Here is a 25,941-nt window from a genome sequence, read left to right on the forward strand (position 1 = left end):
CCTTTCTTTATCGCAGTATAGTGTAGCCCGAGCGCAGAAGCGATTCGTCCAGCTTGCGGGTGAGTCTGTGCTTGCTGTCTTCATCCCGGTAAGCGAGTGCGGCATACAGCTTGCCCTTAGTGGAGCCGGCAGACCGGGACGGGTCAGGAGGCTGAAGTGTGCCCGAAGCCAAAGGAATCACGCCTTCCCCCGCTCCCAGCGAAAATAATATGCCTTCCCGCTCAAGCCGCCCCAGCAGATCTGCATAATGAACCTCGCCCATGGTTGCCAGCGGCACCTGTAACAGGCAGGTATGCATTCCTTCCTGCTTGAGCTGGCGGTCTACATTATGCTTGATCAGACTCATCGACTTCCGGGCATTGATCTCGACCAGAGGGGCGAGGCTTCCGTCACGCAGCAGCATGGAATCCACGCATACATCACCGAAGTAACCGTCTGCATACAGCTCCCGCCCAATGCTGTGCATGATCTCCCAATAGTCTTCCCGGTCCAGCCTTTCGAGCAGAGCCGGCTCCGGGGAGTGGGACTCTCCGAAGGCAAAGCCATGGTTGACCAGCTGCTGAACGGACAATATCGAGATCCGGCCTTCCAGATCAATGTGAAATTGGCAGGAGAAGTCGGTCTCCCGGTCCAGCAGCGGTTCGAGCACAAACTTTATTCGTTTGTCCTGGTTCCGGCTGGATTCCAGGTACCCGGCAATCCGGCGCAATATCCGCTCAGAGTCCACGAGCTGATTGCCTTTGCCGGATACACCATACTCATCCTTGATCAGAAAAGCCCCCTCCTCCAGCAGCGCTTGTCCTGATTGCAGCAACTCTTCCGCGCTATGGACAACAACAGCGATATTCGGCAGCAGCAGCCTGTCCCGCATAGCAGCAGAGTAGGTTTTGGTGTTCACTTTGCGCACAGTCTGTTCATCCGGGAGAGCGGGCTGAAGCTTATACCGCTTAACCGCCTCATGCGTTCCGGGAAGCACGGCAAAGGGCTCAAGCCATGCTCCTTCCGGTATTAACCTGTCCGGCTCCTGCCCGGGGTTCAGCCTGCCCAGCAGCTCGAATACATTCATTGCATTCAGTGCGTTCTGTGCTGTGCCAGGTGCCTCCACACCCAGGGTTAATGGATTCATATTGGTCTTGAATGAATAATTGAGAGATTGCAGATAGTCATATTGAGCCTTGTCCATCCCATGGCGGGTTAATAGAATATCTCCGCTCCCGCAGAAGACAAACAGCAGTTCATCCATGGCCTGCACGATAGCCAGAGCCTTCGCATCAGGAACGGATGGCAGCGCAGCCAGGTCTTCCTCCCGCCAGTACCGTTCCGACTCCAGGCTGCCGCAGTGTACAGCGTGCTTCATCGTACAGCAAGCTCGGCGACATACGCGGAGAAGCGGTCCACCGATTTCAAATGCTCAAGATCAAAGGTATCAAAGTCTACTTCGACATCGAATTCGTCTTCGATTCTCAGAATAAAGTTGATGATTTGCAGCGAATCCAGTGCGGCGTCCAGCGTCAGATCGGAAGCTCCGCTCAGCGTCTGAAGCAGGCCCGGCTCCTCCTTGATTTCCGCGATAATCTCAATAACCTTTTGCTGCATGTGTATACCCCTTTCAGTAGGCATGATAGGAATGAATAGGATGAATATACCAAATAGCAGACTGTTAATATATGGTTGAATACGCCAAAATATTCAGATATACTAGGATGGATTCCAGATGTCTATCTTAAGGAAGCAGGAAACGGAGGTTTGTGTTATGGAAGTTTTTCCGGTCTTTACTGGGGAATATCTATTTGACTCCTGTTCGCCGGTACAAATGCTCCTGACTCAGGAAACGGTCACTTCCGTACGTCATCAGCACGATTTTGTAGAGCTCGCCTATGTGGTTCAGGGGGAAGGCATCCACCAAGCGGATGAGGATAAAATGCAGGTTATGCAAGGGGATTTGTTAGTTATACCGCCCGGGGTTTCCCATGTCTTCCAGCCGCAGGATCTGACCGGTGCAGAGCCGCTCCTCATCTACAATTGTATGCTCAGGCCTGAGCTTGGCAGGATGCTCAGGAGGCTGCCGGAACCCTTTTCTGAAGAAGAGATGTTCCCGCTCCTGGAGCTACTGGAGGTGAAGCAATGGTTCGGGTATAGGGAGAGCAGCATGGAGCTGGCCTTATTGCTCCGCCGTATGCATGAGATGCAGAGCTGCGGCTCCCTTGGGGACGAACAGCAGCTATACCCGTTGCTATTTGAACTCGCAGACCTCATAATGCCCGCAGCCGCCCTTCCGTTCGCTCAGCAGCCCGAAATAGACTATGATCCGCTGCATGAAGTCATCCTGTATATGATCAGTCATTTCAGAGAGAAAATCACTCTGAAGGAGATGAGCCGCCAGATTGCGGTGAGCTCCCGCCAGTTTCAGAGATTATTCAAAATTAAGACCGGCAGGTCCTATATCCAGATGCTCCAGGAAATCCGCATGAAATATAGCTGCCTCCTGCTGATGTTCACAGAGCTTGGGATACAGTCCATTGCCCTGGAGGTCGGAATTTATGACATGAAATATTTCTACCGGCTATTTCGTGAATATAGCGGTATGACTCCTGCCTCTTATCGAAACCGGTTGCAGAGTCACTTTTTGTCGGCGAAGGAGATGATGAGCAGTGCTGAACATTGCTCCCATTAAAAGTACGCCCTATCCTACCCTGCGCAGCTGTATTGATGACTGTATCCAGTCTGTTGCAGAGTGGCAGGGCAAGGACAGCAAGTGCATGTACGGCAATGCCTGGCAGATGTCCTTTGCAGAACAGCAGTCCCCGGATCAGCCGCTCATTGAGCGGTTAGTGCTGCCGCGGATCAGTACAGAATCCCTATCTGCGTATCATGGCCTTCTATTCAATTATATTGAACGGAAGGGTCCGGCGATGGATAAGGAATTTATGCTTGACCTTCTGGAGAGCCGGCTGTCTTCGGGAATGCCGGTTCTGGTCGGCTTCGATTCTTATGACTGCCCCTGGTGTGTGGCCTTCCGCAGGCTGCATACCAGCCACGCCTGTCTCGCGGTTGGACTGGACCGGCCCGGCAACATCATCTATCTGACGGATGCCTACTATGGCAAAGAGCTTGAGGCCATAGATTTCAATATCCTTGAGCAAGCCTGCCATTTCTATGCCATCTTTGAGCTTTGTGATACTTCGCGTTCCTACACAGATTGGCAGACAACACTTCATGAAATGCTGACGAATCCAGCCAATCAGGTTCAGCCGGGCGAGGTTGCTACTAATCTCCGATCCTATGCCGGGACCTATCTGCATACAGGAATCCCCGCCGACAACTCCGCCGAAGCCGGTTCCCGCTTCAAGCTGTACGCCAACGCCCTGCCCATCAGCCGGATCCGGTTCAGCCAGTTCCTGCAGCTGCTTAACCGCGAGGCCTCTGAACCTGCACTCTCCCGGGCCGCCGAGGGCTACCGTCATGCAGGAGAGCAGTGGGATCTGATTAATCAATTCATGATCAAGGTGATGTGCTCCGGCAATAAGTCGGCCGGGCGGGAGAAGATTCACAGAAGAATGTGTGAAATCATCAGTCTGGAGGAGCAGCTGCTGGAGGAATTGGTACAGTTGACGATGCAGGCTGGACGGGCCCGGTAAGTCCGTCAGCAAGCATTATTAATTCTCTATGATGAAACATAAGTACAAAAAAGAAGCCCCCAGGACTTGCAGTTTCCTGGGGGCTTCTTTTCATTTTGGGGGAAATAGGTTGAAATTGGTGGATTTCCACATTAATATTATGTCAAATCTGTCTCCCGCCATCTGTATCACCTTTACCTGCCCTCACCAACCAAGCCACCTACAAATCACTTGCTTTTTGACAACAGCTGGCTCTATCCTCTCTGGAAAGTGTAATAGAATAGAAGAAGTATAATAAACTCAGATGCCAGCTCAGTATGAGCTTATCATCATCACATCATGAAGGAGGAGGCATTCGTGGCATTTATTCCGTTAAACTGCCCCAATTGCAGCGGAAGAATTGAATACAAGGAAGGTGCGATTCTCAAGTGTCCCTATTGCCATACAGAGCTTCTATTGAAGCAAAATCATGTCTACTATGTGGATCAGACCATTAACCATTATCACGGGACAGTTCCTGAGGCCACGGCCACGCCAAAGCCGTCCGTCTCTGTCTCCGTCCCCCTAAGGCTGGTACTTATCCTGCTGCTCGTCATATCAGGCGCCATCGGTACTTATTTCTATTACGGCTTAGACTCCCCTCAGCACACAACAGAAGCCAATCTGTCTGTGCGGAAGATGCCCGAAAGCGAGGTCCTGCTCTCCTTTTTGCGGGAGATCTTGGATAAAGGCTCTGCAATGCCGACAGAAGAAGAATTGGCCTCTCTGCGCTATTTAACCGTAGATCAATCGGAGAATGACCAGTGGCGTTTCACCTACAGCCTCTCCGACCCCTTCAGCAATGAGCGGGCCGAGAAGATCACATATGTTACCCAGGACAAAAGACTGAATACCCAGCGGATCGATCAGCGGGATTTCGAAGCCTTTAAGGGGCTGACGGCACTGAACCTGATGGATACCTACGAAATCTCCCAGGCGGACCAAACAACGTTTGCCCATATGGCCGGATTAAAAAGCTATGGCGGTGCCTTTAACGAATCCTTCAGCACATTTTCCCGCTACTTTGGCGATAAGTCTAAAATTACGGAGCTAACCACCCAGCTTCGCAGCAATCAGGAGTTGGCGATGTTGCTGGAATTCCCCAATCTAAGCTCTCTGTCCATTACCTATGTGGATGAGTCTGTGACGGATTTTCATTTATTGAATAAGCTACCGCTGAAGTCCCTGTCGCTTACCTTTGTCGATGAACTGGGGTGGTTATCGTCCATGACCGGGCTGTCATCCCTGGCCATCCATTACAGTGAAGCCACAGACCTGCAGCCGCTATACGCCTTAACGCAGCTTCAGGAGCTTCACCTTTCTTATCTGACCAATGTAAAGTCCATCGACTTTGTGCAAAACATGCCTGCTCTGCAAACGCTTGACACGGAAAATTTGAATTTTTCTAATCTGAAGCCTCTGGCCGGAAAGACTTCCATTACCACACTCCGCCTGGCTTCCTTAAGCCAGCTTAGCTCGGTAGCGGCCGTGAACAGCCTGCCCTCTTTGCGGGAATTCACGTTGTCCGGGTACTACGAGAAGGCAGAAGCGCTGACATTGCCGGGCGTAAGACGGGTCGAAATACCCGGCGACTTTCTCCCCGGACTGAAAGCGCCTGCCGTAACTGCCCTGACAATCCGGGGCGGAAGTGAGGAGCTCGATATGGCCGCTCTGGGGAAATTCCCGGAGCTTGCGCAGCTTTCTCTCTGGGACATCGACGAAATGACCCAGCTTGACGCCCTGAACGACTTGACCCGCCTGCAGACACTAAGCATCTACGATTCGTCACTGTATAAGGAGAGCGATGCCTTATTTCGTTTGAAGCAGGTGAATACGCTGGTATGCTCGGAATGCCGTCTGGATTTCGGCTCAGAGGCAGGCGCGGCGAACAGCGTGCTTGAGCATTTGACCTTAGACCGGCCCTCTTTTAGCATGAACAATAACTCCGTCAGTGAAGTTGACCAGGCGCTTCCTTATTTCGCCAACCTGTCCGCTCTGCGTTCCTTCACCCTGCAAGACAGCAATTTGGCTTCTCTGGAGTTCATGAGCAAGTGGCAGGCCATCGAAGAGCTTCATCTGGAGAACAATGCCATTTCCAATATAGAAACCTTAAGCGGGCTGCCTAATCTGCAAAAGGTATTTCTGGCCGGCAATTCCGTGTTGAACAAATCCGTACTTGGTGCGGGCGTGCATGTATATTAATTCCCCTGAAGGTTAATGGTCTATTAAGAAAAAGCCATCCCCAGGCGGAATGGCTTTTTTAACGAACATATCAATACTTATCCAAAAACTACTTTTTTCTAGGAATAACAAAGGCTTTATCAGAATTTCAAATCCAATGCGAGGGTAAAATTCCATAGCTACCGGTGAAGAAAGTAAAACCAAAGAAACTTCTTCTCCTAATTTTTCTTGTGTCAGTTCAACAAGCCGTTTACCCACACCATTTTTTGAGACTCTTTGTCTACAGCCAAATCAGATAGATAACAACAATAATAGAAATCAGTAATGGAACGTGCAATGCCAACAAGTTTATCTTCATGCCATGCGCTTATCATTACATCTGCGTTCTGAATCATTTTTTGAATACGGTCTGCATCGTGCACAAGTCGCTTAATTCCAGACTTTCTAAATAGCTCAGCTACTTGTTCACCAGTTACAGCTTCATCCTGCTTATATACTATTTCCACATTTATCATCCCCCGCCAAAGTTTCACATCAACAAGGTTGCCTTTCGCAATCTATCCAAGGGCCTGTAAGCGTGTTATAATCGCAGGAGCAATAGAAGGCTTGCAAGGGGCGGTCGGCTAATCTCCCGGAAGGGAGGTGATGCTCATGGAGGTTTATCAAGCGTTGTCACTGATATTCATGTTTGGCATGTTCATTATTGCTCTGCTGAATTACCTCAAAAAGAAATAGACCGCCCTGGTCAAAGGAGACGGTCTATTTCTGCCTAAACCTATTACCGAGCCGCCGCCCTTAAAAGCGGCTATTGCAAACGGGGAGTCGTGTTGACGCACGGCTCTCTTTGCATTGTACGTCTTTTCTGCCTTTACTATACCACAAATAAATTAATAAAGTAATAATGTAGTAACGTACAATTACTACGCTACATTACTACATTTAAAAGTTTTAAATTATTTCAATTGGAACGACACCGTACCAATTTGCTTATCACTCTGCTGACCAAGCTGCGGCAGATAAACTCGACTTCCTGTTGTCTAATAAGGAAAGAGCGTCTTCTTGTTTTCTTTTATGTCGAAATATCTCCAGTTACTGGCGAGTGTTTAGCTTTCCACATCAATTTCACATCAACGAACGATTAAACCCACTATTCTATTAACTTCCGCTCCAGCCAAGCCACCGACTCCACATGCACCGTATGCGGAAACATATCCACCGGAGTGACCTCCACGGTTCTGTACCCGCCATCTTCCAGGACCCGCAAATCGCGGGCCAGGGTGGACGGGTTACACGATACATACACCACACGCTCCGGCTGCATCAGCAGGATCGTTTCCAGCAGACGCGGGTCGCAGCCCTTGCGCGGCGGATCGACGACGATAACATCCGGGGTGATGCCCTGCTCTTTCCACGCAGGGATAACATCCTCAGATGCACCGACTTCAAACTTAACATTGTTCATGTTGTTAAGCTTCGCGTTCGCGCGGGCATCCTCGATTGCCTCAGGCACAATTTCCACGCCGTAGACCTGGTCGGCATGCTGGGCCAGGAACAGGGAAATGGTTCCGATGCCGCAGTAGGCGTCGATCACAGTCTCGCTGCCGGTTAACGCAGCGTAGTCCAGGGTTCTGCCGTACAGTACCTCGGTCTGTACCGGATTCACCTGATAGAAGGAACGCGCTGAAATAGCGAATTGCACATCTCCGATATAATCGTAGATCACATCGCTGCCCCATAAGACGCGGGTATCGTTACCGAAGATTACATTGGTCTTCTGGGTGTTAATGTTCTGGCAGATGCTCGCCACTTCAGGAAGCTGCTCACGGATACTGCCGAGCCAGGCATCCAGATGCGGGATATCCCGGCCATTGGTTACCAGCACCAGCATCATCTGCCCGGTGCGGAAGGCCTTCTTCACCACAACGTGGCGCAGCAGCCCGCGGCCGGTCTCTTCGTCATAGGCGGTAATGCCAAGCTCGCGGCCTAGGCTCTTCACGGTGGCGACGACCTTGTCATTATCTTCATGCTGGATCAGACAGGTCTCCATGTCGATGATCCGGTGGCTGCCGCGTGCGTAGAAGCCGCCGACCAGGCCGCCATCGGTCACGCCAATTGGCACCTGAGCCTTGTTGCGGTAACGCCAAGGCTCGTCCATGCCAAGGGTAGGCAGGACTCGGGTCCCTTCAGCTGTTGCGGCATTACCGTCAGCCGCATCCGCCACCTGCAGCTTCCCGATCCGCTGCAGGTTGTCCACCACCAGCTGCCGTTTCCACGCCAGCTGGGCGGTATAGTCCATATGCTGCAGCTGGCAGCCGCCGCATTGATCATAGATCGGGCAAGGCGGCCCTATACGGTCAGGGCTGGCCTGCACCAGCTCCATCAGCTTGGCATAGCCATACTGCTTCTTGGTCTTCAGCACTCTGGCACGGACCTTCTCACCGGGAAGAGCACCCTGCACAAAAAGGGTAAAGCCCTCTACACGGCCTACCCCTTCACCTTCATGCGTCATGCCGATAATATCGAGCAGGACCTCATCATTCTTATTCACTGGCAGTCCGGCGACAGAAGCCGGCCCTTGTTCCCGGCGGCTTGCGCTGCGCCCGCTGCGGTGTTTACTCATGTGTATAGGTTCACTTCTTTCATTATCTTCACTATTAATCTTGTTAATTATTCTGCGCGAAGATCCGCAGATGATGCGGCAGAATACTGAAATTGCCCGGCAGTGTGCCGCCGAGTTCGCCGTCCAGATTAAGCTGGACGTAGCCTGGGGAGGTAACCTCCATCGCATCCGTGCGGAAATGGATAACCTTCTTGTCATTCAGATGATCGCCACGGATCGTAAGCCGGACCAGCCGGATGAATTCGGCCAGGTTGCATTTCTTGACGGCAATTACGTCGAGCAGACCGTCGTCGATTCTGGCACCCGGAGCCAGCTTCTCGAAGCCGCCGACGGAGTTCGTATTGGCGATCAGGAAGAGCATGAACTCGTCATGGATCATCTCTTGGCCGTTCGCGCGGATGTACAGCTCCTGCGGAGCAAGGCTGGCCATCTTCTCAATACCCTTCAGGTAATAGGCAAGCTGGCCCATCATGGTTTTCAGCTTACTGGGAACCTCATAGGTAAGCTCCGTCAGCTGGCCGCCGCCGGCTATATTAATGAAATAACGGTCATTGGCTTTGCCGAGGTCAATCAGGCGCGACTCCTGGCGCAGAATCAGGTCGCAGGAATCCTCCCAATTCTTCGGAATGCCCATGGCCCTGGCAAAATCGTTGGTAGTCCCGAGCGGTAATAAGCCGAGCGGGGGAAGGTTAGGCTTCTCAGCCATCCCGTTGATTACTTCATTGAGCGTACCGTCGCCTCCGGCAGCTATGATCAGATCATACGTACCGCGCTCTACAGCCTCAGCTGCGGCTGCTGTGGCATCGCCCTCTCCGGTTGTTGCATGACAGGAGGCTTCAATGCCGCCAACATCCAGCCGGTCTAAAATATCGGCGAGTCGTCTTTTCATTTCTTCCCGACCAGAAGTGGGATTATAAATCAATCTCGCAGTTTTCATTACCGGAACGCCACCTGTTTATATAATGGATAACCTTACTGATTATACCCAATTCAGGACCCCACAAGCAATGTCAGGGAGCTTTAGAGGATTATATTTATACTCCCGTGCAGCGCCGAAGACTCCTCAGCCCGGCAGAAAGTATAGATATATGTATGCGGCGGCTGCCAAAATAAATACTGGACGCATTCTATTTTTTCTATATAAGCTGAACTTAAAATACTAACCTCAAGCTCAATCGTCACTACGGTGAATATCCGGTGACTGGGCACGCCGCTTCCGTAGCGAGCTTTCCTGCGGAAAGCTTTCAGGCGATCGCTAACGCTCCTACAGTTCCAAAATCCCCTTCGATCCTTCTCACATATGTTATTTTCTAACCCCGGCCCCGCAGACGCAGTAGCGCCGCCTCCACCTGCCGTTCAATCCAGCGCGGCAGCAGCGGATGCGGCAGCAGGGTCTGGCCGGAGTAGGCATATTCGAGCCCTTCCAGCCGCTGCGGGATGACAACCTTGGTGAAATACCCCTCACTTAAAAAGAGCGGAGCCACCAGTACATCATGGCCCTGCTCCTGCCAATACTCCACTCTGCTTCTTACGCTGTCCGGGTTCAGCAGCCCGTAATCGGCCGCAGCCAGCCCGCTTATGTCCCGTACCCGCACCGCGAGTGAGGAGATCCCCTGCTCCCAGCGCTGCCGGAAGCCCTCATGCCTGCTGCCGTGTCCGACAAGCAGCAGGGTCTCCCGCTCCGGATTCTTCGAGAGTTCCCGGAGCTTATCCCAGATCATCAGCGCAATGTCCGGATCGTCGTCAACGGGATAGCCGAAGTGAATCTGCGCTGTAACCCGGAACCGTTCCAGATCCGTCTCCCGTTCTGGAACCGGCTTAGCGCCCAGTGCATACTCTATCTCATCGATATGCGTACTGCCGGAGGACACAAACAAGGGGATCACAATAATATCTGTGACCCCTGCATGTTCCAGCTCGTCTATACCGTCCTGAATCAATCGTCCTTCTACCAGCTCCAGGAAAGATACCGCTACGGGAATCTCTTCCCCCAGCGATAAATGACTCACGGCTTCCTCTACGATCGACACCCAGGTCTTATCGCGAGAGCCGTGACTGATCATCAGCACACCCGGCTGCATCAATTAACGTCCCAGACGTTCCAGCGTGAGCTTGTAGCCGTCATTGCCGTAGTTCAGGCAGCGTTTCACACGGGAGATTGTTGCTGTGCTGGCACCTGTTTCTGCTTCAATTTGATTGTATGTAGACCCTTTGCCCAGCATCCGCGCGACTTCAAGGCGCTGCGAGAGCGATTGAATTTCGTTCACCGTGCACAAATCATCAAAGAACACATAGCATTCTTCCATATTTTTCAATGTTAAAATAGCCTCAAATAATTGATCGATACTTTTATCGTTTAGCTTCTTAAGCTGCATCGTTAATCATCCCCTAAAAGTTTGGTCAGCATTAGCATCACTGATTAGGCTTCGTACAAATTAGATACTCGGAAGCATAAACTTAATGTGACTATCTTGCCTCTACTATATTGCACTGGAGCACATTTTTCAAGCATTAACGGTTTCACGCTGTAAAGAACGAAAATGATGGACAAACGTCCACCCCGGGCGCACACCACTAATGGAGCTTACGGCCTTCTTCCTCTGATTCCTAGGTTCTACCGCCTTAACTATAGTACTACAAAACCTCACGAAATCAAGCATGGACACGGTTTCTTCACTTCCGGAGGGTTCTTGTAGGCATTCGCCCTTTTCCGCTAGTATCCCGGTTACCCGGGCATTCGTCTATACCGTATGTTCGCCCATGACATACAGTATAGCAAACCACTAACGAAGGAATGTGATATTATGCCTGAGCATTACTATAATCATTCCCGCAGGGAAGGGCGTTCACTGGCTGAGCCGTACAATCCGTCACCCTATCCGGGCCTCTCTTCCTACGCGCCTGCCCCGCTTCCAGGAGAACCCGGAATACTGCCTGCCTTCGGTGCAGAAGTTGCCGATACTGCACTTGCTATACCCGCTGCCGAAGCTGCTACTGCGAAAGCCGGCGGTCTGCTGGGCGGGCTGGGCAACCTCGGGAGTCTCGCGAATATGGAGCAGATCAAGGGAATTGTCGACCGGATGGGCGGGATTGACGGAATCGTCAACTCCATGGGCAAGGTACAGAAGGTCATGCAGGGCTTTTCGCAGATGGCTCCGATGGTGAAGCTGGTGATGGGCGGATTCGGCAAAGGCAAGGGAAGCGCAGCGGGAGCACTTGCGGCGGAAGAAGATGCGGCACTGTATACCCCCAAACGGCGCAAAAAAAGACGCCCAACCACGCAGCGCCGCAAAAATACCTCCAAGAGCCGCAAAACCGGGGCCCCTTCCTCTGTTAAGCGTCGCCGTTCTTAAGCGGCGGCGTTTAACACGCCTTCTCTGTCTGCTGCCGGACCGCTGTATTCCATGAATACCCATGCGTCGTCAGCCATAACCATTCTTTTATCACACGGTCCTTGTCCGGTTCTCTGCACGGTTTCACTTAAACCAGCCGCTCCGCCGGAACCACCTGAACATCCCTACTCCTAACACCAGCATCAGCAGCAGCACCGCGAAATAACCATAATCCCAGTCCAGCTCCGGCATCACCCTGAAGTTCATCCCGTAGATTCCGGCGATCAGCGTCAGCGGCATAAATACGGTAGTAATCACCGTCAGTGTCTTCATAATGGAATTCATCCGGTTGGAGTTGAGCGAGATGTAGCTGTCACGCAGATCGGCGGTCATTTCCCGGTCAACTTCAATCATGTCGGTCAGCTTCAGCAGATGATCATAAATATCACCGAAGTAGATCCGTTCTTCCCCGTTGCTCTGCACATGCTGCGAGTTGACGATCCGGTACATCAGATCACGCATCGGCACGATCGTCCGGCGCAGCTTGAGCAGTCTTCCGCGCACGTTGAACACCTGACTCATCAGCTCTTCCACCGATTCACTGTCGCTCTTGCTCTCCAGATCTGCCAGTTCATCCTCCAGGGTGTACAGCGACGGGAAATACCTGTCGACCAGCTTGTCCATTACCGTGTAGGCAGCAGCCATCGGCCCGCCCGACCAGCCCTTACGGCTATGAATTTCAGCTTGGACCATCTGCCACGCTTCCTCCATTTCCGATTTATTCTGGTGATGGTAGGAGACGAGGAATTTTTTGCTGAGAAAAAGGTCGACCTCTTCCGCCTCCAGTGTACGCTCATTAAGCGCATGCAGCACGAAGAACTGCACATCCTCGTAATAATCCAGCTTCGGACGCTGCAGCACATGCATACAGTCTTCAATAGCCAGCGGGTGAAAATGAAAATAAGTGTCCAGCAGCAATGTCTCTTCTTCCGTAGGCATGGCAAAATCCGCCCAAATCCAGGCATAGTTATCCAGCACTATACTCTGAAGCGGCAGGTCAGTCAGCACCTCGCCCTTATGTGTTACCGCAAGCGTTCGTATCATATATGAGTCCTCCACCTTATCCTGCTATCCGCCTTGCAACAGCCCGTTGCCTGTCGGCCTGCTACTATTGTAACGCATGAGGCCTACTATTATGAAACCTCTGTATCCGCCCCGACTCCTGTTATCTCAAAAAAATAACCGCCAGTCCGCTGGCAGCGGTTCCGGAGGTTTATTCTTTGCTTCATTTTCCGTATCAATTCCGCTCTAGCGGCCCATACCCTCCAGTACCTCCAGATGAAGCACCTGCAGGAACTTCTTGATGTTCACCTTCACCTTGCCGGTGTCGCGCCCCTGTTCAATCTCTTTCATCTTCAGGCGCACTTCTTCAAAGTCGAAATACAGCGGCGCATAATGCTCGAACTTCGGATTGCCGTAATCCGTCAGACCGATGGAAGCCAGGTTCGCCAGTCCGGCCGCGAGCGCGCGGCGCAGCCGCTGTTCAATGGCTTTGACTTCTTTGGCGGCATCAGCCGGCACCGGCTTGTACGTAGCGGCGGCCATTTCGTATAATTCCTTCAGCGGCGGAAGGCTCCCGCTGTTCCCGCCCGCTACCGCCAGCTCCATGATCGTGATAATATCCCTGCTGCCGTTCTCCGAGATCATTCCCATATTCATCAGTATCGGCTGGATAATCTCTTTGACCGTACGTTTACCGGATGGCATCTGCGGCATTCCGAACTGCAGCCCCTCCAGCTTGCCGAGCGTCAGCTTGATCTCATCCAGATAACGGCCCATCGCATAACGTTCATTCACCTTGTACAGCACAGATTCGACTTCAATCTTGTTGATCGGCTTACGGATGAAGAATTCAATTCCGCTTTTGTATGCGCGGCTGACCATATCACCATTCTCAATCTGTGAGATCATCACGAACTTGGAACGGCAGCCCTGCGCCTGAAGGGAAATGATCGTCTCAATACCATCCTGGTCCGGCATCAGCAGATCCATCAGCACAATATCCGGCGTCTCACTCAGGATCAGGGCTACCCCCTCCTGCCCGCATTCCGCCGTACCCACCACTTCGCCAAGTCCGCTATCCTCAATAATATGCTGCAGCATTCTTCTTGCCGACGCGTCATCATCTACAATACAGAAAGAAAGCGGCATTCTCTATTCCTCCTTCCGCAGCTTTGCACTCGGCACAATAATCTGGAACATCGCCCCTCCGGCATGCGACACCGGCTGAACGGTAATCGTTCCCCCGAACATATTCACTATATCCCGTACATGAGAGAGTCCAATCCCCGTAGCGGCGATTCCCTCTTCATCAAATTTCGTAGTAAAACCCGGCTCGAACAGCAGCTCCAGGTCACGCTTTTGAATCCCTGCCCCGCTATCGGTCACTGTAAAAATGGTCATGCCGTCTTTCTCATAAGCATCCAGGTTGATGCTGCCTTTACGTTTGATGACTTCCACCGCATTGGCAGTGAGGTTGTTAAGCAGAGTCAGCAGAGGAATATAACTGTCGGTTGTGTAATCGGAGGTAATATGAATATGAAAATCGATCTGCTTGTCCAGCATTTCGGCGTATTTGGCATTGCTCTTGACCGTGAACCGCAGAATTCCCGATAACTGCATATCACCGGTAACCTCGCGCTCCACCAGCTTCACAAGCCCGGCCAGAATCCGCTGGGAATCCTTCTTCACCTCATGAATCTGCTGGGTGATATCCAGCACCTGCCGGCTATACGGCTCCGGTCCTTCCCCGGCCTTCAGATTGCGGTACAGCTCGAAGCTGTTTAGCGTCACATTCTCCAGTGTTCCGATGGATTTCTTCAGATAGAATACTTCGCCGTACAGGCCGGAGCCGAATCCGAGCATCTGCTCAATCCGCTCATTCTGCTCACGCGCTCTGATCCGCATCTGGCTGACCGAGATACTACTGTATACCCCGGTTGTGAAATACGTACGCAGGACAGCAATCGCCATCAGATAAGTCCACTCGTTCAGCCGGAAGGAGGCCGAATCCAGCACAATCAGCCGCGTCAGCAGCTCCATTTCATTCGACAAAAGATCGATTACCGCGGCAACAGCGCCCAGCACCAGCGGATGGAAGGTATCCAGCCGGCTTTTGATGGCATGCATCAGCAAGGCGAACACAATATAATAGACCATCGCGGAGAAATGACTGCTCAGGCTCTGCTCAAACGTCAGTCCGCTTCCTTCCACTGCATCCATTGCCGTCCGGAACAGCAGGACGACCACACCCGTAGCAATGCCTGTACTGATATACGGCAACTGCCTCATTAAAAGCAAAAACAGCAGAAAAGCGCTGCTGCCCATAGCGATCCGGAAGATGTCCCCGTCAAACGGATTTATTTTGAATTCACCGGCTACAGCCGTAACGACTGCCACCAGCAGAATCTGTGCAACTCTCATTCTCAGAATAGATTGTCCCATCGCCACTGCTCCTGCCTAGAGATGTTGACAATTATAGTATCATACCCGCACTTTATTTTATACGGCTTTGCCCCGATTCTATCCTATTTATGCTGTTTTGTTCTCAAGTCTTCTGGAGAGCATCGACAGCAGGAAGTTTACGGTGAAATAGATCAGTGCCACAAGCGCGAGCGTCGGTATAGCATAGCCATAGCTGTGCCCGATGACGATATTGGCATTGTGCATCAGCTCCGGCAATGAAATGACTACCGCGAGCGAGGTATCCTTCAGCAGCGAAATGAACTGGCTGACCAGTGGCGGAACCATCCGCCGCAGTCCCTGGGGGAGCACGATATGCCACAGAGTCTGAAAATTGCTGAGACCGGAGGAACGTGCAGCCTCAATCTGCCCTTTATCAATGGACGTCAACCCGCCCCGGACAATCTCAGCGATCATCGCCGCCTCGAATATCGTTAGTGCAGCAATCGCCGCCGTAATCAGTCCAAGCTTAATCCCTACCTCCGGCAGGGCGAAGCGGATGAAGAATATGATCAGCAGCAGCGGCAGATTACGGATCAGCTCGACCAGGTAGAACATCACCGGAGACAATACCGGCACTTCCGAATAGCGGATGACTCCAATAATACAGCCAATGACAAAACTCAGAATGATTGATACAAAGGCAACGATCAGCGTAATATACAGTCCGTCCAGCAAAAACTTCAAATTATCGGCGGAGTATGCACCAATAAAATCCATGATATCCCTCCTTTATGCTTTGAGTGGCTTCTTAATATTTGCGCTGCAGTCTGCGTTCCCACACGCGTACGCCGTAGCTGAGCGGAAGGGTAAGCACCAGATAGAACAACGCCACGAAGATATAAGTATCGAAGGTACGGTAAGTCTCTGTTGAGATACTGTCCGCGAAGTACATCAGATCAAGGCCGGCTACCAGCGTCAGTACCGAGGAGTTCTTGATCAGGTTGATGAACTGGTTGCCGAGCGGCGGGATGACCAGCTTGATCGCCTGCGGCAGGATGATATGCAGCATCGTCTGTATGTAGCTTAGGCCGGATGAACGTGAGGCCTCCATTTGTCCCTTGGGAACAGCCATGATTCCGGCACGGATCGCTTCGGCGATGAAGGCCGAGGTGTATACCGCAAGTCCGATCGTTCCTGCCTTGAAGCCGTCCAGCGTAAAGCCCAGAGCAGAAGGTCCATAATAGAAGATGTACACTACAAGCAGCAGCGGGATATTGCGGATGAACTCCACATACACCGTTCCGAACCAGCGCAGCGCTCTCACGGTAGTAATGCGGAAGACGGCAATCACCGCTCCGATCAGGAAGCTGCCGATCAGGGCCAATACACTGGACAGCACGGTGCCGTAGAACCCTTCCATATACAGCCCGAAATAATTCGTTAATATTGAAAATTCCATAGATTTCACCTGCCTTTGCCCAAAGATGAGTTCATTCTTGCCCCATATAGGAATCCTTCCTATAAACAAGTAGAAACGGCAGTGCCATCCTCATGGGATGGCATCCGTTTCTGCGAGTAATATAAGGCAGGTTGTTAAGTAAGCTGAAGCTTAGAACATGCTTATTTCGCTGGAGCTTTACCAATCCATTTCGTATAAATGGCATCATACTCACCGTTTGTTTTCAGTTCAGCCAGTGTATCATTCACGGCTTTAACTACATCGGTATTGCCCTTTTGTACTGCAATGCCGTAAGGCTCATCGGTGAACGGCTCGCCTACAACTTCATAGCCCGGGTCCTGCGAAGCCATACCGTATAGAATTGCATCATCTGTAGTCAGTGCATCGCCTTGGCCGGCCTTCAGGGCGCTGAATGCATCCTGATAGTTATCGAATTCAAGCACGGTTACACCCGGCACTTTTTCTTTGATATTCTTAATGGAGGTTGCGCCTTTGGAGCCCAGGATCTTCGTATCCTTCGTTACGTCATCCAGTCCGGTAATCGGGCTGCCCTTCTTCACCAGCAGGGATTGGCCTGCCTGGAAATAGACGTCGGAGAAATCAACTTCCTTCTTGCGTTCTTCAGTGATGGTCATGGTAGCTACAACCATATCGATTTCGCCGTTATTCAGCATCGGAATACGTGTCTTGGAGGTAACTTCCTTCAGCTCGATCGCGTTCTCGTCACCCAGAATTTTTTTGGCGATGGCTTTGGATACATCAATGTCGAAGCCCTCTACGTTGCCGGATGCAGGGTCCTTCAGACCGAACAGGCGGGTGTCGTACTTCACGCCTACGAGCAGCTTGCCGCGTTCCTTGATCTTGGCAATCGCCTCAGAGTCAGTAGCCGCTCCTGCAGCAGCGTCATTCCCTCCGGCATTGTTCTTGGCATTGTTGTTGCCGCAGCCGGCAATCACGAGCATAGCCGCGATCATCAGTACACTTAACATTTTGAAGCTTTTGGACATTTTCATTTCTGTTCCTCCCCTGAATCCTATATATTTGTTTAATGGCTTAATACACGGCTGAGAAACGTTCGTGTCCGGTCTTCACGCGGACTGGCGAAGAATTGCTCCGGCTCCGCTTCTTCCACGATCTGTCCCTGATCCATGAAGATTACCCGGTCGGCCACCTCGCGGGCGAAGCCCATCTCATGGGTAACGACAACCATTGTCATGCCCTCGCGGGCCAGAGTCCGCATCACATCGAGCACTTCCCCGACCATTTCCGGGTCAAGCGCCGAGGTCGGCTCATCGAACAGCATAATCTTCGGCTTCATCGCCAGCCCCCGGGCTATCGCCACACGCTGCTGCTGTCCGCCGGACAGCTGTGAAGGATAGGACTGTGCTTTATCGGCAATCCCGACCTTCTCCAGATAATACATCGCCGTCTTCTCGGCTTCCGCTTTGCTTAGTCCAAGCACCTTAATCGGCGCGAGTGTGATATTATCGATTACTTTTTTATGCGGGTACAGATTGAAATGCTGGAAGACCATTCCGATCTCTTTGCGCAGCTTGTTGATATCTGTCTTGCGTTCATTTACAGTTATACCGTCAACGGTCAGTCCGCCGCTCGTAATAGCCTCCAGTCGGTTAATGCAGCGCAGCATAGTGCTCTTGCCGGAGCCGGAAGGACCGACTACGACAACCACTTCCCCTTCCTGAACATGCAGGTCAATGGCTTTCAGTACATGGAAATGTCCGTAATGTTTGTCTACCTGATGAAAGTCGATCAACGACAGGGCCTCCTTTGTATATCATTATGTGTTTGTCAGCTATGGTAACACTTAAAACACACCTTACTTTAAAGACTACCGAAAACTACAAAAAACTACGAAAACCTTTAATCACTCATGTCATTTTCTTTTCGAAATGTGACGTATTTCATTTTCTTTTTACGCCTATTAATGTTTTTTATCAGTTTGCTGTAACTTATTGTGACATTCCTCTCTTGAAAAATTAAAATACTCCCCGCAAACTCAAGAAAAGCTGGAAACACAAAAAAAGATGTCCGCAGCCATTCATGGCTTCCGCGACATCTTGAACGGGCAATCTATTCAATTCAAATCTAGAAAAAGATTTTGAAGATTACTCCCGCCAGCACTGCGCTGATCGGAATGGTAATAAACCAGGTCACCACGATACGTCCGGCTACTCCCCATTTCACGGCGGAGAAGCGTTTGGCTGAGCCTACCCCGAGGATCGCAGAGGTAATGGCATGTGTCGTACTTACCGGCAGATGAAGCAGTGTAGCTGAGAAGATAACGGACGCGGCCGAAATATCAGCTGCGAAGCCGTTAATCGGCTCAATTTTGAAAATTTTGGTGCCCATGGTCTTAATGATCTTCCAGCCGCCGATGGACGTTCCGAGCGCCATGGATGTTGCCGCTGCAATCTTAACCCAGAGTGGTACATGCATAGTTTCGAGCCGTCCCGACGTAACGAGGGCAAAGGTGATAATCCCCATCGCCTTCTGGGCGTCATTCGTACCATGTGTGAAGGATTGGAGCGCCGCCGTAATAATCTGCATGGAACGGAAACCCTTGTTCACGGTATGCGGACTGCGCTTGGCAAAGATCCACTTTAGAATCATCATCACAACATAACCGATGGCAAAAGCGATCAGCGGGGAGAAGATCAGCCCCTCCACAATCTCAATGAACCCATGCCATTTCACATTCTCCGAACCTGCACCTACATATACCGCTCCGGCCAAAGCTCCGATAAGCGCGTGGGAGGACGATGATGGAATCCCGAGCCACCAGGTTACCAGATTCCAGATAATCGCCGCAATGAGCGTCGCAATAAGAATATCTATCCCGTTATCCAGGAGTGCCGGGTCAGCAATGCTGCCGCCGATCTTCTTCGCTACGCCTTCAAACATCAGCGCACCGATAAAGTTCATGCTTGCTGCCATCATAATGGCTGTACGCGGCTTCAGCGCGCGTGTAGAGACCGAGGTAGCGATTGCGTTGGCCGTATCATGGAAACCGTTGATAAAGTCAAACGCCAGCGCAAGAAATATAACAAAACCTAGTATATATATAGATGTATCCATATTTCAGAGCCCCTTATGAATTGCGCATGATGATCGATTCCAGCATGTTGGCTACGTCTTCACATTTATCCGTGGTCGTCTCCAACCGCTCGTACAATTCTTTGCGCTTAATCAGTTCAATCGGGTCTTTTACAGTTTCGAACAGGGCCTTCGTACAGATACGAAGCACTTCATCGCCTTGGTTCTCCAGATCATTCAGACGGATCGTGTATTCACGGATCGCCAGCAGCTTCTTCTGGGAGAGCAAATGAACCGCTTTTTGGATTTCATACGCACTTTGACGCAGAATTTCCGCGAACTGGACGATATACTCATCCGCATCCAGCAGGTTATACATATAGAAACGCGAGGCAGAAGCCTCCAGACCATCAATAACATCATCCATGCTTGTGATCAGGTCCATGATGTCATCACGTTCCAGCGGCGTAATAAAAGTTTTGTTCAGTTCCTTGATGACGGTGTGCGTGTAGGTATCGCACTGGGATTCGTATTTCTTCATCACCCCGGCGAAATTCTCAACATTGTCCTGGAGAGTTGAAATATTCTGAGCGAAGTAATCTGCCGCCTGAACAATGGTATCGGCCATGTTTTCCAGCGTCTCAAAGAATATATCCTTTTTTCTCAACTTCATTAGCTTTAAACCCCTTTACATAAAATTGCCGTGAAAACGTGAAGCCACCCAAATGTAAACAGCATGAAAATGAATGACAACCCTTGTTATCTTATCATATCAATAGAATGGATAGAAGTAAAAAACCGAACTTTTTTACACTATAATAACAATTCCCTGTAATTGCGAAAATAATCATATAAACGGTTAATTATCCGGCGCTTATCAGGTGGGACTAGGTGCCAGCGCATAATCGACATGGCTGCCGAAGGATGGGCTGTTAGGTACAATCAGAATATGCGTTATGCCGGGGTACATCAGCGCTTCCTTGCCGTCTTCTTTCACGAACCGGATGATGTCCCCGGGCCTGCGCGACCATTTGCCGGGAATCGCTACTCCGCGCTGAAACAGCAGCGCTTCCCCGCCCAGCTCCACATCCACCTGCAGCCTGCCGACATCATCGAGCACCTTATGGTCAGAGCCCATTACGATTACGTTCGCCGCTGCCACCGGACTGTTATTATTCAGATCCAGATGCGGTTTGCCGTTCACCCAGCGGACATAGGTACGCTGCTCAGCATTATATTTATACCCCACCGTATAGCTCTTCAGCAGGAAGCTTACATTGAATTCCAGCGCGGGCTCTCCCTCAGTAGGCGCATAATCCGGATCTGTGAAAAGCAAACCGGGAACCTCCACGCTCTCGGCAAATCCCAGCTTCCCGGCACCTTCCCGCAGCTTGGCAGCATTGCTGTACAGATTATGCGGGGCTTTGCGCTCCTTGTCCCGCCAGAAGTAGGCACCTGCACGTCCGATCTCGTCCATGTCCTCCTTCTTCTGCTTCTGCAGAATGGCGTAAGCCGCCGGACTGCCTCCCGCATGCACAGTCACACCGCCGTAGCTCTCGCCAATGTCGAGCAGATAAGGGCGGATACTGCGGATCGGGCCGATCTTCACCACCCCGGTATGACTCTGGAAGATTCCGATCAGGCGGGTAATTCCGCCCTCCGCCAGTACTTCGTAGAGGATATCCGCTTCGCTGACTCCGGATTGCGGCCGGGCAGCCGGGGCATTATTGATCATGACTGCGAGCGGCCGGGGCAGCGTTCCGTCCGTAGCCGGAAGCCCCGTTAATCCGGAGACTATTCCCGCTGCAGGCGCTATTGTCGGAGTGGGCTGCGCAGCTTCTGTCGGCTGGGGTTCAGCAGTAGCTGCTACTGTAGTCGGCACTGGAACCGTTACTGCATTCTCTGTCCCGCAGGCGGAGAGCAGGGCGGCAGCAAGGACGAAGACAGATATAGGACGGGCTGAAGACCGGTTTATCGTCATAAACTTGTTGTTCCTCCTAAAGTTTTGTCAGTAAGCTTTCTTTCATTTAATCATAGCTGGCAGAGTTTGTCTTGAGCACACCGGAAATTCTGCATACAAAAAAGGATACAGCCATTAAAGCGGCTGTATCCTGCATTTATTTGTGTATTAGTCGACCATCCAGCAGTTTAAGCTTAGAGTACCGTATTGATAGGCCTGAATCATTAACTGCGCCCGTCTGCCCTCATCGGCTGTACCCATTACATAGAAGAGCGGTACGAAATGTTCCTTCCCGTAGGTGGGAACGGCCTCCCGCACATGCGGAGCCTGCTTCTCAAAAGCAAAAAGTGAAGCCAGATCCCATGCTTCGAGCCGCTCAGCGATCCAGGCATCGAAGTCGAGCGCCCAAGGCTCGGGCTGATCATCCTGCTTCAGCAGCCTGAGATTGTGGACCAGTCCTCCGCTTCCGATCAGGAGGATTCCTTCATCGCGCAGCGGGGCCAGCATCCGTCCGATATTGTACTGCTCTTCGGGAGAACGCATCGAATCGACGGATAAGGCTACTACGGGAATGTCGGCCTGCGGGAACATTTTCTTCAGAATAACCCAGACCCCATGGTCAAGGCCCCGGCCGAGTATAGGCTGATGACAAAGATTGCTATCCTTGAAGAGTGCGGAAACCCTGCTGCTTAAGGCGGGATCGCCCGGGGCCGGGTAGGCCAGCTTATACATCTCTTCCGGAAAACCATAGAAATCATGCTGCGTTTCATGCTGTGCGTCCACTGTAATCAGCTGCTGGGGACTGTCCCAGTGCGCCGAGAAAACTACAATGCCGCGGGGCTTCCCCAGATCAGAACCCAGCCGCTCCAGGAAACGTGTGTATTCGTTATCCTCAAGAGCCAGCAGCGGAGAGCCATGCGCAATAAAGAATGCCGGTAATTTCATAGGGTGCCAACCTCCATAACCCAGTATATGGTCTGCCCTTTTATTTTACCGCTTATTCTTACGTATTGCACGCATGGGACTTCTCCTATATCATCCAGTTCTGCCATTCCTCCTGCAGATGCTCCTGCTGATTCATCCATTCCCTGGTGCGCTTAAGCACCTGCTCCTGTGCCGGACCTGACGAGAAGGTATGGTCGCCCTGGAAAATAATCTCCTTGTCGCAGCGGCCTTCAGGACGTGTCCAGAACAGCTTCTGGTAGAGGAAGGCATAGTCAACTGGTATAACATCATCGGAGGTTCCGTGGATGACCAGCACATCACCGCTGAATTTCCCGGCCTCCTGGAACGGCTGGAACGCTGCCAGTGAGTTGAAGTACACCGGGGTGAACGAATAGCCGGAATAATCGGCTGAGCCGCTCTTCACCGACCGGTCATAGGCTTCCCTTCCGACAATCTTTACGATATCATTGAACGGATAGCCGACCGCAGACCACAGCACCAGGTTCTTCACCCGCCGGTCACGGACACCGGTCAGCAGCGCTACTGCACCGCCCAGACTATGTCCGATCAGCGTCACACGCTGCGGGTCCACATCGGCCGAGCTGATGCCGTAATCCAGCACCGCCCGGGTCTGGCTGATCATCGACTCCATATCTTCGCTCCCGTAATTACCGCTGCTCTCCCCGCAGCCTACGTAGTCAAAGCGGATAACCATATAGCCATCCTGCGCCAGCTCACGGGCTGCCTTAACGAAGATCCGGTCTACACCAATCCGGCTGCCCACGAAGCCGTGGCAGATCACTGCAAGCGGCACGCGGTTCTTGCACCGTCCGGTGCCTGCCTTGTCTGCGGATGGATAGTGTATGCTCGCTGTCAGTTCCTCTCCATTATGCCGGATGATAATATTCCGTTCCATTGCTGCGCCCTCCCTGAAAGCTGATTTATTTCAAATTATAATTATTCCGATTAATTTAGTATGATTTATATCTTTATTATACGATTCTCATTAATTTCTTGTCAATAACCATAGTCCTCCGGATTTCCTGAAAAGAGCCCCTTCCGCTCCCGCAGGAGCAAAAGAGGCCGTGGGTCAAGCTTGAGCTTCACTCAGTCATAGCTGTCGTGAAACATATCATGGGTCTCCTGCCGGCCTTCCCAGTCTTCAAGTCCGTTCTCCGGTGTCACGCCCGCAGCATCCCAAAGACTGAAGCCGTCAGAATTACCCCAATCCCCCACTTCATTAGCAGGTGCAGGCGCGAAGCCGTCGCCCACAAATTTGCCGGGTTCCTGTTTGTTCTCCTGTTTCATAACGCTCCCTGCCTTCCTCTAGCTATATTTGGTGAAGCAACCACCTCTTCAGTGTTCACTCTTCCAAACGGATTATTCAGGGATTGCCGAAAGAAAAGTTACTCAGAAGCGGAACTTCTTATCCGCCTGCAAGGGTTGTCCTTGCACACCACTGCTGCACAAACGTATACTCTAGGTTAAAGGCTAACCTGATCAATCCACCTTGGAGGTATACGTCCATACTATGAAAGTTAAAGCTATGATTAAGCAAAACAACCTGCTGCGTGAGCAGATGACGCCATTTAACCGCTCTTTTTTTGAAGATATGATTCTCGCCATGCGGGCCAGCTCGGTAGACTCTGTCCGTGCGGAGGAGCTGCTGCTGGAGGCGGCTGAACTGCTGCTGAAGGGGCAGGCCAAAGGCAGGAATGCCAAGCAGATCTTCGGCGAGAACCCCGGAGATTATTTCAAAGATGTGATGAACAGCAGCCCCCCGCGCTCTCCGCGCAGCAAGCTGAAGAACTCCCTGATGATCTCTTTATCCGCCCTGACCATTCTGTTCGGAGTGATGGGCGCTGCCGGACTGATCATGCAGTGGAGCGGAGGTCCGGATGAAATCTTCGGCCAGATCAGTATTTTCACCCTTATCATAGTAGGTATCGGCTCGATTGTTCTGATTGAGCTTATTATGAAATGGATGGCCTCGTTGTCTGAGGACGATAGCCCGAAGCCCAAGGCTTTTGATATCAAAGGCCTTGGGCTCTATGTCGGAATTGCGATTGCTGCCGTATTTGCCGGAATGTTCCTCGATAATCTGTTCCCGGTCATCCGGATTGCGCCTTGGGTCAGTCTGGTTCTTGCCGCAGCCGGTGGTCTTGGACTGAAATTAATATTTTTCAAATCATAGAGAATATATTCAACTTTTATTCCACACAGGAGGAGACTTGTATGAAGAAGCACGTCGTTCTAACCGCCGCTATTGCTCTGCTCATGGGGCTGGAGGCAGCAAGCTCCGCTCCTGCCCGTGCTGAGAGCAGCGCGGGCCGCGGCACAGGCACGTCTGAGGCTGCTGCCAGCACTAAGGCGGGTGTTACCGGTGCGGCCGTCCTCAGCCATGCTGAGGCTGTCTACAGGGCTGCGCTGCCGCTGTTCTCCTCAGGCAACCTGCCGGGTGCTATTACTTATATGAATACCAATCTGTATGCTGTCACTCCTTATCAGGCGACCGTTCTGACGCTGAAGCTGGAGAACCTGCACAAATCGCTCCTGCCTTCCTGGGAGAAGAAATTCAGCAGCAGTGAAGTACAGCGGAAGCTCATCTCCGTCTATAAGGCGGGAGTCAGCATGGTGAAACTGGCCGAGAGTACGGAGAATGCTTCACTGCGTGCGCTGCTGAAAAGCGCGGGAGAGAGCGGCTATAAGCTGGAGACGGCCGAAGGCACTTTTTTCCCGGTGATTGATTATGCCGCTTACCGCAAATATAAACTGTACGTGACGGAGGATATCCGTGATTATATTTCAATAATGGCGACCGAGTCGGATCTGCCCCCTTCCAAGGATAACGGGCTTGTGATCGCCTGGGGGGATGTCGCTTCCCGCGCACTAACCCAGGAGCAGTTCATTCAGACCTACCCCAACTCCAACCGTCTATCAGCAGTCAAGACACTTTATAACATGTACGCAGTGAATACATTCTATGGCCAGAACAACACGCCGCTCTTCCATTACGATAATCTGGAAATGGATCTGGAGGCACAGAAAGCCTACAGTAGCATCCTGGCCAAAAACAGCAGCACCAGCCCGTTCCTGCAGAAGCTCGACGGCTTCATGAAGCTGATGAAGAGCAACGGCTATCTCTTGGATGATGATGCTGAGCAGTATCTGAAGACAGAGGTGCCCCAGTCCTGATAAGCGTATAACTCAGCAGCACCGGATGTGCGCAGCAATCTTATCGCTATGAAAGAAGACCCGCCCGGGTTGAA

26 protein-coding genes and 1 pseudogene are annotated in these 25,941 nt (G+C 51.6%); 7 read left to right on the forward strand and 20 right to left on the reverse strand.

Annotated elements, in window-relative coordinates:
- Window positions 1-7 precede the first annotated feature (7 nt).
- Together MHI42_RS16915 and MHI42_RS16920 are read right to left on the reverse strand one after the other, a co-directional pair.
- Complete coding sequence (locus MHI42_RS16915) at window positions 8-1,357, reverse strand: hypothetical protein (protein ID WP_342424545.1); 1,350 nt, start codon at window positions 1,355-1,357, stop codon at window positions 8-10.
- Window positions 1,354-1,596, reverse strand: a complete 243-nt coding sequence (locus MHI42_RS16920) for an acyl carrier protein (RefSeq protein WP_042133457.1) — start codon at window positions 1,594-1,596, stop codon at window positions 1,354-1,356. The genes MHI42_RS16915 and MHI42_RS16920 overlap by 4 nt, the downstream gene beginning before the upstream one ends.
- A 157-nt stretch (window positions 1,597-1,753) precedes the next feature.
- Between MHI42_RS16920 and MHI42_RS16925 the strand changes: the two genes are divergently transcribed.
- The 3 genes from MHI42_RS16925 (at window position 1,754) to MHI42_RS16935 (ending at window position 5,858) form a co-directional block, all read left to right on the forward strand.
- Entirely contained in the window at window positions 1,754-2,674 is a 921-nt protein-coding gene (locus tag MHI42_RS16925; RefSeq protein ID WP_342424546.1) for an AraC family transcriptional regulator, read from the forward strand.
- The gene (locus MHI42_RS16930) at window positions 2,652-3,638 is read left to right on the forward strand and encodes a hypothetical protein (protein ID WP_342424547.1); all 987 of its coding nucleotides are present in this window, start codon (window positions 2,652-2,654) and stop codon (window positions 3,636-3,638) included. Before MHI42_RS16925 ends, MHI42_RS16930 begins: the two co-directional genes overlap by 23 nt.
- A 336-nt stretch (window positions 3,639-3,974) precedes the next feature.
- On the forward strand, window positions 3,975-5,858 hold the full coding sequence (locus tag MHI42_RS16935; protein WP_342424548.1) for a leucine-rich repeat domain-containing protein: 1,884 nt from the start codon (window positions 3,975-3,977) through the stop codon (window positions 5,856-5,858).
- An 88-nt stretch (window positions 5,859-5,946) separates the two neighbouring features.
- On the opposite strand, the pseudogene MHI42_RS16940 reads toward MHI42_RS16935, so the two are convergent.
- Window positions 5,947-6,352 (reverse strand): annotated as a pseudogene (locus MHI42_RS16940) (GNAT family N-acetyltransferase).
- Between the two features lie 169 nt (window positions 6,353-6,521).
- On the opposite strand from MHI42_RS16940, the gene MHI42_RS16945 reads away from it, so the two are divergent.
- Window positions 6,522-6,572: a hypothetical protein gene (locus MHI42_RS16945; RefSeq protein ID WP_229521449.1), complete on the forward strand. Its 51-nt coding sequence runs from the start codon at window positions 6,522-6,524 to the stop codon at window positions 6,570-6,572.
- Window positions 6,573-6,984: 412 nt separating this feature from the next.
- On the opposite strand, the gene rlmD is transcribed toward MHI42_RS16945, so the two are convergent.
- The 4 genes from rlmD to MHI42_RS16965 all read right to left on the reverse strand — a co-directional run bounded on the left by rlmD (window position 6,985) and on the right by MHI42_RS16965 (window position 10,832).
- Window positions 6,985-8,457, reverse strand: a complete 1,473-nt coding sequence (gene rlmD / locus MHI42_RS16950) for a 23S rRNA (uracil(1939)-C(5))-methyltransferase RlmD (protein WP_342424549.1) — start codon at window positions 8,455-8,457, stop codon at window positions 6,985-6,987.
- Between the two features lie 43 nt (window positions 8,458-8,500).
- The gene (locus tag MHI42_RS16955; protein WP_042133438.1) at window positions 8,501-9,394 is read right to left on the reverse strand and encodes a diacylglycerol kinase; all 894 of its coding nucleotides are present in this window, start codon (window positions 9,392-9,394) and stop codon (window positions 8,501-8,503) included.
- Between the two features lie 373 nt (window positions 9,395-9,767).
- The gene (locus tag MHI42_RS16960) at window positions 9,768-10,538 is read right to left on the reverse strand and encodes a CbiX/SirB N-terminal domain-containing protein (protein ID WP_342424550.1); all 771 of its coding nucleotides are present in this window, start codon (window positions 10,536-10,538) and stop codon (window positions 9,768-9,770) included.
- Between the two features lie 3 nt (window positions 10,539-10,541).
- Window positions 10,542-10,832, reverse strand: coding sequence for a YerC/YecD family TrpR-related protein (locus tag MHI42_RS16965; protein ID WP_019913624.1), 291 nt, complete (start codon window positions 10,830-10,832; stop codon window positions 10,542-10,544).
- Between the two features lie 429 nt (window positions 10,833-11,261).
- On the opposite strand from MHI42_RS16965, the gene MHI42_RS16970 reads away from it, so the two are divergent.
- A complete protein-coding gene (locus MHI42_RS16970) occupies window positions 11,262-11,810 on the forward strand; it encodes a tyrosine protein kinase (RefSeq protein WP_171719884.1) in 549 nt (182 codons plus the stop codon).
- Between the two features lie 123 nt (window positions 11,811-11,933).
- Here MHI42_RS16970 and corA read toward each other — a convergent pair whose 3' ends face one another.
- From corA to MHI42_RS17035, 13 genes are all read right to left on the reverse strand, one after another.
- A complete protein-coding gene (gene corA / locus MHI42_RS16975) occupies window positions 11,934-12,893 on the reverse strand; it encodes a magnesium/cobalt transporter CorA (protein WP_042210486.1) in 960 nt (319 codons plus the stop codon).
- A 204-nt stretch (window positions 12,894-13,097) separates the two neighbouring features.
- Window positions 13,098-14,000, reverse strand: coding sequence for a response regulator (locus tag MHI42_RS16980; protein WP_171719883.1), 903 nt, complete (start codon window positions 13,998-14,000; stop codon window positions 13,098-13,100).
- Window positions 14,001-14,003: 3 nt separating this feature from the next.
- Window positions 14,004-15,293 carry an ATP-binding protein gene (locus MHI42_RS16985; RefSeq protein ID WP_171719882.1) on the reverse strand — a complete coding sequence of 430 codons (1,290 nt, stop codon included), beginning with the start codon at window positions 15,291-15,293 and terminating at the stop codon, window positions 14,004-14,006.
- Between the two features lie 87 nt (window positions 15,294-15,380).
- Complete coding sequence (locus MHI42_RS16990; protein ID WP_042133429.1) at window positions 15,381-16,031, reverse strand: amino acid ABC transporter permease; 651 nt, start codon at window positions 16,029-16,031, stop codon at window positions 15,381-15,383.
- Between the two features lie 31 nt (window positions 16,032-16,062).
- A complete protein-coding gene (locus MHI42_RS16995) occupies window positions 16,063-16,713 on the reverse strand; it encodes an amino acid ABC transporter permease (protein WP_342424551.1) in 651 nt (216 codons plus the stop codon).
- A 161-nt stretch (window positions 16,714-16,874) separates the two neighbouring features.
- Complete coding sequence (locus MHI42_RS17000; RefSeq protein WP_281365926.1) at window positions 16,875-17,726, reverse strand: glutamate ABC transporter substrate-binding protein; 852 nt, start codon at window positions 17,724-17,726, stop codon at window positions 16,875-16,877.
- A 32-nt stretch (window positions 17,727-17,758) separates the two neighbouring features.
- Window positions 17,759-18,487 (reverse strand): amino acid ABC transporter ATP-binding protein, encoded by a 729-nt coding sequence (locus tag MHI42_RS17005; RefSeq protein WP_039298298.1) that lies wholly within the window; start codon window positions 18,485-18,487, stop codon window positions 17,759-17,761.
- Between the two features lie 332 nt (window positions 18,488-18,819).
- Window positions 18,820-19,809 (reverse strand): inorganic phosphate transporter, encoded by a 990-nt coding sequence (locus MHI42_RS17010; RefSeq protein WP_171719881.1) that lies wholly within the window; start codon window positions 19,807-19,809, stop codon window positions 18,820-18,822.
- A 13-nt stretch (window positions 19,810-19,822) separates the two neighbouring features.
- The gene (locus MHI42_RS17015) at window positions 19,823-20,440 is read right to left on the reverse strand and encodes a DUF47 family protein (protein ID WP_039298293.1); all 618 of its coding nucleotides are present in this window, start codon (window positions 20,438-20,440) and stop codon (window positions 19,823-19,825) included.
- Between the two features lie 204 nt (window positions 20,441-20,644).
- Window positions 20,645-21,748, reverse strand: a complete 1,104-nt coding sequence (locus MHI42_RS17020; RefSeq protein WP_342424552.1) for a DUF3048 domain-containing protein — start codon at window positions 21,746-21,748, stop codon at window positions 20,645-20,647.
- Window positions 21,749-21,895: 147 nt separating this feature from the next.
- Window positions 21,896-22,672, reverse strand: coding sequence for a class III extradiol ring-cleavage dioxygenase (locus tag MHI42_RS17025; RefSeq protein ID WP_171719879.1), 777 nt, complete (start codon window positions 22,670-22,672; stop codon window positions 21,896-21,898).
- Window positions 22,673-22,757: 85 nt separating this feature from the next.
- Complete coding sequence (locus tag MHI42_RS17030; RefSeq protein WP_039298286.1) at window positions 22,758-23,588, reverse strand: alpha/beta fold hydrolase; 831 nt, start codon at window positions 23,586-23,588, stop codon at window positions 22,758-22,760.
- Window positions 23,589-23,779: 191 nt separating this feature from the next.
- Window positions 23,780-23,980 (reverse strand): hypothetical protein, encoded by a 201-nt coding sequence (locus MHI42_RS17035; RefSeq protein WP_042133422.1) that lies wholly within the window; start codon window positions 23,978-23,980, stop codon window positions 23,780-23,782.
- Window positions 23,981-24,218: 238 nt separating this feature from the next.
- Here MHI42_RS17035 and MHI42_RS17040 point away from each other — a divergent pair, with 238 nt between their 5' ends.
- Window positions 24,219-24,866 carry a DUF1129 family protein gene (locus tag MHI42_RS17040; protein WP_179093633.1) on the forward strand — a complete coding sequence of 216 codons (648 nt, stop codon included), beginning with the start codon at window positions 24,219-24,221 and terminating at the stop codon, window positions 24,864-24,866.
- Window positions 24,867-24,907: 41 nt separating this feature from the next.
- On the forward strand, window positions 24,908-25,867 hold the full coding sequence (locus MHI42_RS17045; protein ID WP_342424553.1) for a hypothetical protein: 960 nt from the start codon (window positions 24,908-24,910) through the stop codon (window positions 25,865-25,867).
- Window positions 25,868-25,941: the final 74 nt, after the last annotated feature.

It is taken from the genome of Paenibacillus sp. FSL E2-0178 (assembly GCF_038593005.1).
GTDB classification, from domain to species: Bacteria; Bacillota; Bacilli; order Paenibacillales; family Paenibacillaceae; genus Paenibacillus_AQ; species Paenibacillus_AQ phytohabitans.